The sequence below is a fragment of the Bifidobacterium bohemicum DSM 22767 genome (genome assembly GCF_000741525.1).
Taxonomy (GTDB): Bacteria; Actinomycetota; Actinomycetes; order Actinomycetales; family Bifidobacteriaceae; genus Bifidobacterium; species Bifidobacterium bohemicum.
Genome location: NZ_JGYP01000002.1, coordinates 20,158 through 32,871, shown reverse-complemented (window position 1 = coordinate 32,871; position 12,714 = coordinate 20,158). Strand labels below are relative to the sequence as shown.

Here is a 12,714-nt window from a genome sequence, read left to right as displayed (position 1 = left end):
GCACCATAGCTATGAAGGAGCGAAGATGAGTGGTTGCCCTGAAGAGATGGACATGGCCTACAACGAAGTGATGGCATCAGGTCCGGCTTACGATGCCGACGGCAAGCCTATCGAGAACGTCATTTTCGATTTCGGTCAGGTGCTCATTGATTTGGATCCGGAACCGGTGTTGCTGTCCGGGTATTCGAAAGAGCTGACCGACCAGTTCTTCGACAACGACCGTTCCGGCTACCGCGATGCGTCGGATGTCATGGATGAAGGCGGCACCGGAGCCGAGGCGATCGAAATGGTGCGGGAACAGCATGGCGAGCAATGGGCTGAAATGTTCGCCTACTATCTGGAACATTTCGACCAGTGCCCGGTCGGCCAGATGCCGGGTATGAGCGAGCTGATCGACGATTTGAAAGGTGCGTCCATAGGCATTTGGGGATTGTCGAACTGGGGATTTGAAACATTTCGGTTCGTCAAGGATTTCCCCATCCTGCGCCAGCTGAACGACGCGGTGGTATCCGGCTACGTCAAGATGAGCAAGCCTTCCCGCGACATCTACGAACATGCTTTGCGTCGATTCGCCATTCCTGCGAATACCGCTGTTTTCGTGGACGACAAGGCCGCGAACATCGAGGGTGCGAACGAGGCGGGCATTCGTGCCGTGCGATTCAAGGACGCCCAAGGCTTACGGCGTTTGCTTGTTGAGCAGGGAATCAATATTCCTCTTGATTGACGCTGGATGTAACGCATGGTTCCGCAAGATGAGAGTACGATGGGAAGCGGAGGAGAGGACATGTTGAAAGTATTATTTGCCGGCACTCCCGAGGTGGCGGTGCCTGCTCTGAATGCATTGGCACAGGATGCCGAGCATTTTGAGGTGGTCGCGGTGCTCACCAGGCCCGATGCGCCTCAAGGGCGTGGCCGCAGGCTCATCGCCAGCCCGGTCAAGCAGGCAGCATCGGAACTTGGTATCCCCGTGTTGGAAAGCGATCCGAAAGATCCTGGCTTCGTAGACGAACTCAAAGCGACGGGAGCGCAGGCCGGAGCCGTGGTGGCATACGGCAAAATCCTCAGACAGAACGTACTCGATGCGTTGCCGCTGGGGTGGTACAATCTGCATTTCTCGCTCCTGCCGCAGTGGCGTGGGGCCGCCCCGGTGCAACGGTCGCTGTGGAGCGGGGACACCATTACGGGGGCGACGGTGTTCAGACTGACCGCCGGCATGGATACCGGACCGATCTTGGCGCAATCGACCATTGAAATCGGTGCCCATGAGACCTCGGGGCAGTTGCTTGACCGGCTGGCTCAAGACGGTTCCCGCCTGTTGCCCGCGGCGCTTGAGGCAATGGCCGAGGGGCGGATTGAATTCCGTGACCAGCCGCAGGGTTCTTACGAGGTGGCACACAAGATCGAGCATGATGATGCCCACGTGCGCTTCGATGTGCCGGTATTCGCCGTCGATCGCCAGATTCGCGCCTGCACGCCCGAACCGGGTGCATGGTGTCTGCTGGAAGCCAAAGCCAGTGGAGGAGCAGAGGGTGAACAAGGCGAGCAGTTCCATATTCTGAAGGCTCGGCCGGCGAATCCGGAAGACCAGGGTGCGCCCACCGATCTGGAACCCGGCAGGATCGTGGCCGACAAAAAGCATGTGTGGGTCGGCACCGTCTCGACGCCGTTGGAGCTTGAAATGGTCAAGGCCCAAGGCAAAAAGGCCATGCGGGCCGCTGACTGGGCTCGTGGAGCACGGCTGTCGGTCTCCGCCGTGCTCATCTGAGCAGGTTGACAGGTTATCATGATTTCCGGGTCCGACTTTGCCATTTGCGATGCGTTGCAACGGTGTCTGCGGAATCCTCCCGGCTCATTTGTCGGGGAGTGATGCTGCCAGCATTCGCTTGGAGACCTACGATATTCGAAATTGAAAAATGGCTTGTGCGATCAGAGGAGAATGCGGATGGCTGAAGGGCGGACGCCTTGTAATGACCGGCAGTTGGCGCTGGACAATGATCGACTGCGCCAGAAGAACCATGCGCTGGCGCAGGCGCTCGACCGTGCCGGCAGTGAGCTTCAGAAAGCCAAATCGCAGCTGGTGCAGATGGCGCATCCGCCGCTGAACTTCGCGACGATGGTGCGGGTTGATGCCTCGTCGACGGATGAGCAGGGTGTGCAACATGCCAGCGCCGAGGTCATCTTCGCGGGCAGAAGGCTTATCGTACCTGTGGCATCGAACGTGCAGGCTGCGCGCCTTTCAGCGGGTAGCGTCGTTTTGCTCAATGAGAGCATGGTCCTGGTCGAACAGCGTGGGGTTGATGTCACCGGTGTGGTGCGCACAGTGCGCGAGGTGCTCGATGACGGACGTCTCATGGTCTCCGACCAGTCCGGAAACATGTCACTGATAGAGCGAACCGGTGCGTTGATCGGAACCTCAATTGACGTCTCAACGCATGTGCTGGTGGACGGTTCGACCCGTCTTGCGCTTGAGGTTCTCCCCGGTGAGCACGCCACAGACCTGGTGCTCGAACAGACCCCCGACGTCACATTCGCGGATATCGGCGGACTCGATGGGCAGATCGCGCGTATCCGCGACGCTGTCGAACTTCCATATCTACATCGCGAGCTGTTCAGACGTTACGACCTGAAGCCGCCGAAAGGCGTGTTGCTGTATGGGCCTCCCGGCAACGGCAAAACGCTTATCGCCAAGGCGGTTGCCAATGCGCTCGCCCAACCTGGAGAACAGAGCGTCGGTAAGGCATTCGCCGGCGTGTTCCTGTCGGTCAAGGGGCCTGAATTGTTGAACAAATACGTGGGGGAGTCCGAGAGGCTTATTCGCCTCATTTTCAAGCGGGCGCGTGAACGCGCCGACGAAGGCCGACCGGTCATCGTGTTCATCGACGAAATGGATTCGTTGTTGCGAACGAGGGGTTCCGGGGTATCAAGTGATGTGGAGACCACCATCGTGCCGCAGTTCCTCGCAGAGCTCGACGGTGTGGAAAACCTGGACAATGTGATGGTGATTGGCGCCTCTAATCGTGTCGATATGATCGATCCGGCCGTGCTCCGGCCGGGTAGGCTGGACGTCAAAATACATGTCGGAAGACCCGACAAGCAGCAGGCCAAACAGATCGTATCGCATTACCTGACTGACGATCTGCCCTTCAAGGATGGCGATGACGCCGATCAGCTGGCCCGGGCTTTGGTCGACGACGTATATTCCGACGGCCCGAACCGCCATATCGCGGACGTCTGTGATATGGAGGGCGTGTGGTCCGCCGTCCATATGGCCGAGGTCGTCAGTGGTGCGATGCTGAAGAACATCATTGATAGGGCCAAAACGCGGGTCGTTAAGGATTCGATTGTTCAAGGACGACCCATGGCGATCAATCGATTCGCGGTTCATGACGCGGTCGAGGAGGAGTTCATCGAGGCTCGTGACTCGGTGTTGAACGCCGACCCGGTGCAATGGTCCAGAATCAATGGTGTCGCCGGCGGTCGTGCCGTGCGTCTTCGGAGGGTATGAGACATGACTGTGTTGCGTATGATGGGCACGGAAACGGAATATGCGATATCCGCGCAGGGAGCGGAGCATTATGATCCGGTGCGTCTGTCGTTCGATGTGGTGGCCGCCGCGGCGAATGAAAGCACGAGCAGGATCCGCTGGGACTACCGTCAGGAAGATCCGCTCAACGACGCCCGCGGTACGCATTTGCCGCGCGCCGCGGCCAGACCGGAGATGCTTACCGATGAACCGCAGCGCCGGATCGTCAACGTGATCGCCTCCAACGGTGGACGAGTGTATGTCGATCATGCCCATCCTGAATATTCCGCACCGGAGACGCTTGACCCCTTCGAAGCGGTACGTTATGACCATGCCGGTGATCGAATCATGCTTGAAGCGGTTCGCAAGGCGAATCGGGCACGCCCCGAAGACTCACATATTGTGCTATACAGGAACAATGTTGATGGCAAAGGAGCCAGCTGGGGCACGCATGAGAATTATATGATGCTTCGCGATGTACCTTTTGATCGCATCGTTGCGTTGATGACGTTGCATTTCGTCACTCGGCAAATCTACACCGGTTCAGGCCGTGTGGGCCTTGGCGAGCACAGTGAAATGGCTGGTTTTCAACTCAGTCAAAGGGCAGATTACATTCATTCCAAGGTGGGACTTCAAACCACGTTCGACCGGCCCATCGTCAACGCGCGTGACGAATCGCATGTCACCCGCGATGAACGGCGTCTGCATGTGATTGTAGGGGACGCCAACCGTATGGACGTGCCGCAGGCGTTGAAACTCGGCACCACCAGTATGCTGTTGTGGCTGCTTGAGCAACAATGCGACTCATCCCTCGCCACCGCCACGGCAGCGTCTGGTTTCGCCGACGGGCAGGCAAGCCCGGGATCGATACCGGTCATTCCCGTTGACGATCTGGCGGCCGAGTTCCGGTTTGCCGATGCGGTCGATGCGATGCACCAGGTCTCGCATGACCTGACGTTGGCGGGATCTGTGGCATTGGAGAGTGGAAGGACCGCCACCGCATGGCAGATTCAGGTACGATTGCTTACGGCCGTTGCGGCTCAAGGCGCGGTCGCTTACGGCACGGACAGTCGCGGAGACCCGCTCTGGCCGGATGAGCAGACTCGACGCATCATGGCCATGTGGCGACAGGCGCTCTCCGACGTGGCCGCTGTGCGTCACGCCGATGACGAGCAGCGCCTTAATATGACTGAACAGGCTTCGCGTTTGGAATGGCTGCTTAAATGGCAGTTGTGTGAACGTTTCCGTCGCAGGACCGGCGTCAAGTGGGGCGATATACGGCTGGCTGCACTTGATTTGGGCTGGGGTTCGCTCGATCCGGCCACCTCGATCTATGGCAAAGTGCAAAGCCAAGCCGAGCGTTTGGATGTTGAATCAGGTCTACCGGTGCAGACAGTGGCTCAGGGAGGCCTGACCGATTCTCCGAGCGGTGCTTCGGGCAGCGGGCAGAAAAACGGTCAGACGTTGAACCAGAAGGAAGCAATCGCAAGAGCCGGCCAGGATGTTGTGCAAGCAACCCGTGAAGCGCCGAGGGATACTCGCGCATGGCTGCGCGCTGAACTGTTGAACAGGTTTCCGCACGACATCGTGGCGATGTCGTGGTCCCATATCACGGTGCGTGACTATTCGCGGCATCCGCATGGAATGTTGTGCCTGGATATTTCCGATCCGTTGCTCTGGACCGAGGAGCGCTGTCGTCCCGTCATCATCAGCGCGGTAGAGGAGGGGCTGAGTGCGGCTCAAACTTTGGGTCGATTGAGTCGGCTCGGTGGGCAATAGGTGGTTTCGAGCAATATGCGGGTTTGACTGCGATCGATTGCGCCGGGTCGGAGTGACCGTGCTGGTCATGACCGGTGCGACGGTCGAACATGCAGGCTATTTATCAGCCTTTGATAATCCGCCGGAGGCTCGGTGCTGAACGGATCAATCAGTTGTGCTTCCAAGCGTTGGGGTCTGCTTGTCTTGAGATCCGTCCAATCGCAGGCATATTCGCCTCCACACGCGTTCGCCGCGGTGATAAAGGCGCCACGCAGTGCCGCGCGGGTGTCGTTCGGTGGTGTCTGTACCGATGATCGGACGGCGTCGGCACTCACGAGCGTGTGGATGACACCATGCCGGCAAAGCGAGGGATAGGTCACGCCCGCGCTGATGTCATGATAGTCCATATCGAGCTGCCTGAGGCGTGCATAGGATATGTCCGAACCGCGGTTGCGTAGCTCGGAAAGCAATTCGTATTTGGCGATCCAATCAACTTTCGAACGCAGGAAACTCAAGTCCCCGGATTGCAAAGCGTCCAACGTCATTTTCCAGTCGGCGAGCACCTCGTCACAGTCGGAGTGCGGCAGTGACTGTGTCATGGCCTGTCGGTGGGTGTTCACGAACCGTGAAGCCACGGACCAGTATCGGTATTGGATTTCCAGTGCGGTTATTTTCCTGCCGGTTGTGTGATGGTTGACGTCGTGAATTTCCGAACCGCTATGATGGGTGGGATGCGTAGCATTGTCGAACCGGTCGATGCCGGAGAGAAAAGCGTCAGCGTCGGTCGGATCCATATCGGCGGCGTGGAGGGTGAGGTCTGCGCTCAGTGCGCGATTGGCGGCGCCGGGATTGTTCAATGCGCAATCCTCCAACCCCGAGCGTTTGCCGGTTCTGGCGGCTTCCTCAATAACGCACAAGACCAGATGCGTGGTTGCCAGTTTCATGAACGTCGCCCATTGGGATCGGTTGGAATCGCCGATGATCACGTGCAGACGACGGAATTCATTCGGATCGGCGTGTGGCTCATCACGGGTGTTGACCATAGGACGCACGCGTGTGGTGGCCGAGGAGACGCCATCTTCAACGAAGCGGGCACGCTGGGTGATTTCGAAACCGTCAGAAGTCACGCAGCCGGCCCCGGTGAACAGTTGTCGGGTAATCAGGAAAGGCAGCAATTGCGACTTGATTGCAGAAAGCGGGACATAACGGCGAACCAGATAATTCTCATGACAGCCGAAGGAGTGCCCCGAAGAGTCCGCATTGTTCTTGAACACGTGTACGGTCGTGCCTGCACCGTATGAAGTCCTCAGCTCTTGTTGCGCCGAAGAGGCAAGATTGCGCATAATCGCTTCGCCCGCCAGATCCTGCTTGAGCGCGTCCATCGGGTCGCGTGCCTCGGCTGTGGCGTATTCAGGGTGTGAACCGACGTCAAGGTAGAGCCGTGCGCCATTTTCCAAGTACGTGTTAGTCGAGCGAGCCTTCATCACCACAGGGCGGAACATTGCCATGGCCGCCTCGCTGGCTTCGCAGTGTCGCCTTGTGCCAGTAGCAGCAAGTCCATACTCGGTTTCGAGCCCGCAAATACGATCGAATGAGTTGTAACCTGGACAGACCTCACCTTCGTCGCGGAGTCTTTCGCTGGAGCTGTCGCGTAGTTGGGGCATCACTGCCCGCCCTTTTGCACGAAGCTGGAGACGTACTCTTCCGCATTTTCATCGAGGGCGGTGGAAATGTCGTCGAGTACGGCATCGAGGACATCGGTGAGCGGTTCGGTTCCGACCCCTGTCTGTCCTCGGTTAATCGGGTCGGTCACGGTTTCGTGGTTCTGCTGTGGTTGAATGAATTGTTGCGGCATGGTCGGTCTCCTTTGTTGCAAGTCGGTAGCGGGCGTTGCCGTTGCCCGGTCGATTATTCGGCGGATACGTGTCAGTGGTGGTAGGCCTTACGATGAGGTTGTTGCCGTAAACAACGGTGTGAGGTCGCACCATGTCCGTTTAGACTCCCGCACTGACTAAATACGGCTGCAGCTGATCGATCACCAGTCCGTTGGTGGCGACCACATCGTTCTCACTGCGCCAGTGAATCTCCTCGCCGTTCCACCGTGTCACTTTGCCGTGGGCTTCACGAACCACGATGGCCCCCGCCGAAACCGCGGGAATGTCCCAGCGATGCAGGTGAGGCTCGAAGTAGGCGTCATAGGTGCCGTCCGCGACTTTGCACAAGTCCAAGGAGACCGGGCCGATTCGTTTGACATCCGCGGGGCGGCCGGCGATGTCGCCCAACACATGGAACGCCCGCTCGGATTCGGATGCCACGTGTGACATGCCGAAACTGACGATTGACCCCTCGAGTTCCATGGTCGTGGAAGGCATCACTTTAATGCGCCTTTCGCCGACCGGAGTCTGCTGGATCCGGATTGCGCCCTGATCCTGAGCGGCAAGGTAGGTCAATCCCAAAGCCGGGGCGTGCACGACTCCGAGTATCGGTTGCGCAGAGCCCTCTTCGTTGAATTCGAACAACGAGACGGTGATGGTCCATTCCGACATATTGCGCACGAAATTAATCACGCCGTCTATCGAGCCCACGCACCAGTAGCGCTCACCCGGCTTGGCGTCCTCAGGACGGTTTCGCCACAGTCCGTTGAACGGTTCGAGGTACTTGATGCGATTTTCGATGAACGCCACCAATTTGTCGTCTATATTGCTTGAAAGCTGCATGCTGGTGGAGGGAATGAAGAAGCCTTCAAGGTTATGCGGATTGATCTGGTCATGCAGAGCGTGCCGGCCAGCGTCCTGCGTGACCTGTGCCACCTTCAACGCCAATTCGCGGGTGTTCGTAGTCATCGGGCTTTTCCATTCTTTAACGTCCGGCCTTGTTGCCAAGGTTTCTGCACTTGGTACCGGTATTACTTTAGACAGGTGTTAATAAAAAGGTCCCCGGTCGTAATAGCGAACGGAGACCTTGAATCGAGTTGACTGCCTTACTTGGAGGCGACGGCCTTCTTGAGCAGTGAGCCGGCCGAGATGCGAACGCCGTAGGACGCAGGAATCTTGATGGTCTCGCCGGTGCGTGGGTTGCGGCCCGTGCGGGCGGCACGACGAACGCGTTCAGCGGAGAACAAGCCAGTGAGCTTCAGGCCTTCACCAGACTGCATAGCCTCGACGAAGACGTCCTGGAAGGCGTTGACGGCAGCCTCGGCCTGGGCCTTAGTCAGATTGGACTTCTGAGCGATCTTCGAAACGAGATCAGACTTGTTGTATGCCATAAGCAATCCTTTGTTTCAGGGGCTTCACGTTTACTGTGTAAGCCATCTTCAAGACACATGATACCCCATCATCCAGCCAAGTTTCGCGTGTTTCCAATGTTTTTCGCCCGTTCGTCACATTTTGGTCACATTTGGACTTAGCCGCAAAGCCTGAAACGACAAGGAAACGGAGTGCAGGTGATTGCGCAGGTATTACATCAGATTGTGTCGATCTAACCATTTCATAGCCAGTGCGCCGAGCGGAATACGCAACCAATAGAAACAGACACGATACAGCAGCGTCGCTGAAAGAGCGACCGCAGGTGGCACTCCGATGGAAGTGAAGGCGAAGGTAAGGGCCGCTTCGATCGCCCCGAGGCCACCGGGTGTCGGGGCGGCGCTGCCTAAGGTATTGGCCAGCAAAAAGACAAAGACGGTTTCAATTGGGTTTGACGTGTGACCAAAAGCCAGAAGCGCGACCCAAAAACCCAAAGCCGTGGCTATGTTGAGTGTGGTTGATCCGATCACCCCACCGGTCAGTTTGGTCGGCTGGGCGAGAACCTCCACAAGCTGTCGCGCATAGGAGCGTACCAGCGGCAGGTATTTGTCAATCAATAGACGGCGCAATGGGCCAATCGCCATGCAAATGCAGAGCGCCAAAACAATGGCACCGATGACCACGACAAGCGTATTGGTCGGAATCATCCCGGAGAAGGTCGTTCTTCCGGTGATCAGCCCCAACAACAAAATGATGACAACCGTGCCGATACTCTGAACTCCCCAGCTGGCCGTTGTGATGGCGGTGGCCGCAGTGCTGCGGTATCCGTTTTTACGAAGGAACTGCAGATCGACGAAGGCGGGCCCTACGCCGGCAGGCATCGAGACGGCGGTAAAGCCGGAAGCGGCCTGCGAGCAGAACAGTGCGAAGGGATTACGTTTGTCCTTGTCCATAAACGAGCCCAACACCAGTGCGGCACCGGCCCAAGCCGCCAGCGAGAATCCCATGCAGGCCAAAGCCCACCCCGGTTTGGCGTTACGCACGGCAGCGATGACTTCATCCGGTCTGAGCTGAGTGAAAATCACGGCTACTGCGACGATGGCGAGGGTTAACGAGAAGAATGATTTGAAATTGAAACGAGCCAAAGTCACTGGTTCGTTCTGTGCATCTTCGTCTTCGGAGGTCAGGGCCGTCAGCCCGTCGCGTACTTTGCCAAGCAGCTGCTTGTTCCACCCCGGTAAAGTGCGCGTGGCCGAAGGGATGGCGACTTTCTGGACGAACGGTGTCAAAGCGGTCAGGGTTTCGGTTCCCCACACCTGACGGGCCACTCGGATGGCCCGTGAAGGGCTTGTTAGCGTGGCCAGCAATACTAACAGTTGCACTTTGTCCATCGCAACATTGGCCTGCAGGCTTGCGCAATCGCCGTTCTGCCAGCCTGCAATCAGTCGTATCGCGGTTGGTTTACCGGTTTTCGGGTCGGTTCCGTTCAGCGTTGCGAGCGTGTCCGGTGTGATGCGTCGATGCGTGTATCCACGGTGATTTGCCGTATCAAGATACCGCATGAAATCCGCTAGGTCCTGGTCCGTGGGATTCGTGGAATCGTACCGGCTCAGCGTGCTCGAAGTATCGAAGACGAGGACCGAGGACTCTTCGCTGTCCGCGACCCCGTAAGGTTCGACGGTGTGCAAACCACACGATTCCAGCCCCAGCAACATGGTGTAATGATGATGTGTCGCGTCACTGGCGGAGCGGTCACGACGCATGGTCACGCCTGTGAATCGCAGAGCCTGCCAGATCTGATTGAGATATCCGGCGGAATGCGGTTGCGAATCAAGCACGGAAACGATGTAGCGTGAGCCGTCCTCGTTGGTGGCTTCGTAGACGCGTGAACTTTCAACCAGATCGTCCTCGAGAACGGCTTCAAGCACGCCCGAGACGACCGGGGCGGATGGATGCCGTGACAGCTCGGTGAGGTTCAGACCGATTCCTTTGAGCGTTTGGACGATGCCATTGCCCCAAAGTCCCTGGTTTTGTGTACCGACCGTGAATCGGACTAATAGGCCGATGATGCGACCAAGAGTGAATGAGACGATGGCACCGGTTACGGAATGCCACGAAACGATAACGAAGACGATCGCCACGGTCCATACGATGTTCCAACCCCACTTCACGGTCGAACGCGTGCGTCTTGGTCCTGCTACCGTCAGGAAGGCCGCGATTCCGGCGTAGACATCGGGCACCAGGGACGCTCCGGCTCCGGCTCCAGGGGAGCGGATCGTGGCGGTCAGCACCGGCATGTCCACGCGTACGATCATCAGCGAGATGAACAACACCGCGGTGTATCCCAGAAAAAGGGCGATTACCGAAGCCGCCGATTGCAGCCATTCACGGTTGACCATAAGTTGGACCAAGACGCTGATGACAATGAAGAAGCTTGCCAGTTGCTGCAGCATCGATGCGGGAACGTCGTATAGCCAGTTCATCAACTGACCTGCGTTGTGGGCATCGGCCTCGACTCCGCTGGTCAGTCCGTTGAGGTAGACCGCGGAAAGAATGACTATGATTCCGACGATGAGCGCTATGACGGCATGCAGTAAATCGTTGAAGTTACGTGTGCGGCGCGGCGCAATATCGTTAATGCGCGGTTCGGAGACGGCGCCGACCTTCCCGTTGTTCGGCGTTGTGGAGGCACTGGTTGGTTGAATGCTCTTGGACGTGGTCATCGTCGATCGAATTCCGCCAACATCCCGGCTTGGCCTATATAGGTGGCGGGGGTCAGGGCTTTCAGTCTTGCTGCGGTTGCCTCGTCAAAATCGAGGTCATCGATGAACCTTTCGATATCCTTCTTGGAAATACTGTGTCCGCGCATCAGTTCCTTGACCTTTTCGTATGGGCGGCCCATGCCTGGCCTGCCCGCGAGCTCCTGGGCTCTCATGGCTGTTTGGATCGGCTCGCCGAGAACCTCCCAGTTTTCGTCGAGCTCCTCCTGCATCGCCTGCTCGTTGGGGTGTACGGATTTCAGTCCGGCCAGAAGGTTGTTGATGGCCAGCAATGAATAGCCGAGTGCTGAGCCGATGTTGCGTTGGGTTGTCGAATCGGTCAGGTCGCGTTGCCAACGGCTTTCCACAAGTGTCGAAGCCAATGTGTCAAGCAATGCGCATGATAATTCGAGATTCGCCTCTGCGTTTTCAAAACGGATCGGGTTGACTTTATGAGGCATCGTCGAGGAGCCGGTGGCGCCCTTGACGGGCACTTGGGCGAAAACGCCCCGTGAGATGTACATCCACATGTCAACGGAAAGATTGTGGAGGATTCTGTTCGTATGACTGATGGCGCCATAGAGCTCGGCCTGCCAGTCGTGACTTTCGATCTGCGTGGTCAGCGGGTTCCAGGTAAGTCCCATACGTTCGGTGACGAACACACGCGAGACCTTAAGCCAGTCGACGTCAGGACAGGCGACGGTGTGCGCGCCAAATGTTCCTGTGGCTCCGTTGATTTTGCCCAGATACTCCTGATGCTCGATATGATCAAGCTGGCGGTTCAATCGGTAGGCGAAGACGGCCAATTCCTTGCCTAGTGTTGTGGGTGTGGCCGGTTGCCCGTGCGTCAGGGCAAGCATCGGCAGATCCTTGAACTCCTCGGCTTTATCACACAGATAGTCGTTGACCTGACGCACGCCGGGCAGCCAGACCTGTTCAACCGCGTGTTTGACGCAACGGGCTATCGAAAGGTTGTTGATGTCCTCCGACGTGCATGCGAAATGAACCAAGGTTTTCAGATGCGGCAGCTCTGTGTCCCGTCCGAGACGCTCTATGCCTTCATCAAGCTTGTCGTCGATGTAGTATTCCACCGCCTTGACGTCGTGGTGGGTCTGAGCCTCATAGGCGGCGTGACGGGCGATTCCTTCGCTTCCGAAATCCTTCGGGATGGCGTGAAGATAGGAGATTTCCGCATCGGAAAGAGGTCTGACCCCATCGATCAGTGATTGGCCTCTATGCTCGCCATAGCCGTTGGCAAGCATGATCATCCACTCGATCTCGACTACGATGCGTTCATGATTAAGGGCAGGTTCGCTCAAAAATTCGACCAATGGCGCGGTCTGTGAATGGTAACGCCCATCCAGTGGGCTTAAGGCAATCGGGGGAGTGATGTTGGTCAGCTGCATATACCTAACCCTACTTCCTGCCGTAA

General features: G+C 57.5%; 10 protein-coding genes. 4 read left to right on the top strand and 6 right to left on the bottom strand.

The window, feature by feature from the left end:
- Nucleotides 1-25: 25 nt before the first annotated feature.
- From BBOH_RS02490 to dop, 4 genes are all read left to right on the top strand, one after another.
- Entirely contained in the window at nucleotides 26-724 is a 699-nt protein-coding gene (locus tag BBOH_RS02490) for an HAD family hydrolase (protein WP_033521160.1), read from the top strand.
- Nucleotides 725-784: 60 nt separating this feature from the next.
- Complete coding sequence (gene fmt, locus BBOH_RS02485; protein WP_033521162.1) at nucleotides 785-1,765, top strand: methionyl-tRNA formyltransferase; 981 nt, start codon at nucleotides 785-787, stop codon at nucleotides 1,763-1,765.
- A gap of 171 nt (nucleotides 1,766-1,936) precedes the next feature.
- Nucleotides 1,937-3,505 (top strand): proteasome ATPase, encoded by a 1,569-nt coding sequence (gene arc, locus BBOH_RS09025; RefSeq protein ID WP_044098084.1) that lies wholly within the window; start codon nucleotides 1,937-1,939, stop codon nucleotides 3,503-3,505.
- 3 nt (nucleotides 3,506-3,508) lie between these two features.
- The gene (dop, locus tag BBOH_RS09020; protein ID WP_033521163.1) at nucleotides 3,509-5,302 is read left to right on the top strand and encodes a depupylase/deamidase Dop; all 1,794 of its coding nucleotides are present in this window, start codon (nucleotides 3,509-3,511) and stop codon (nucleotides 5,300-5,302) included.
- A gap of 65 nt (nucleotides 5,303-5,367) precedes the next feature.
- Here dop and BBOH_RS02470 read toward each other — a convergent pair whose 3' ends face one another.
- The 6 genes from BBOH_RS02470 to purB form a co-directional block, all read right to left on the bottom strand.
- Nucleotides 5,368-6,945 carry a proteasome accessory factor PafA2 family protein gene (locus BBOH_RS02470; protein ID WP_033521165.1) on the bottom strand — a complete coding sequence of 526 codons (1,578 nt, stop codon included), beginning with the start codon at nucleotides 6,943-6,945 and terminating at the stop codon, nucleotides 5,368-5,370.
- The gene (locus BBOH_RS02465; protein WP_033521167.1) at nucleotides 6,945-7,136 is read right to left on the bottom strand and encodes a ubiquitin-like protein Pup; all 192 of its coding nucleotides are present in this window, start codon (nucleotides 7,134-7,136) and stop codon (nucleotides 6,945-6,947) included. The genes BBOH_RS02470 and BBOH_RS02465 overlap by 1 nt, the downstream gene beginning before the upstream one ends.
- A gap of 139 nt (nucleotides 7,137-7,275) precedes the next feature.
- Nucleotides 7,276-8,124: an inositol monophosphatase family protein gene (locus BBOH_RS02460; RefSeq protein WP_033521169.1), complete on the bottom strand. Its 849-nt coding sequence runs from the start codon at nucleotides 8,122-8,124 to the stop codon at nucleotides 7,276-7,278.
- A 137-nt stretch (nucleotides 8,125-8,261) separates the two neighbouring features.
- Nucleotides 8,262-8,546 (bottom strand): HU family DNA-binding protein, encoded by a 285-nt coding sequence (locus BBOH_RS02455; RefSeq protein ID WP_033521170.1) that lies wholly within the window; start codon nucleotides 8,544-8,546, stop codon nucleotides 8,262-8,264.
- A gap of 192 nt (nucleotides 8,547-8,738) precedes the next feature.
- Nucleotides 8,739-11,246, bottom strand: coding sequence for a lysylphosphatidylglycerol synthase transmembrane domain-containing protein (locus tag BBOH_RS02450; protein ID WP_081930289.1), 2,508 nt, complete (start codon nucleotides 11,244-11,246; stop codon nucleotides 8,739-8,741).
- The gene (gene purB, locus BBOH_RS02445) at nucleotides 11,243-12,688 is read right to left on the bottom strand and encodes an adenylosuccinate lyase (RefSeq protein ID WP_033521172.1); all 1,446 of its coding nucleotides are present in this window, start codon (nucleotides 12,686-12,688) and stop codon (nucleotides 11,243-11,245) included. Before purB ends, BBOH_RS02450 begins: the two co-directional genes overlap by 4 nt.
- Between the last annotated feature and the right edge of the window lie 26 nt (nucleotides 12,689-12,714).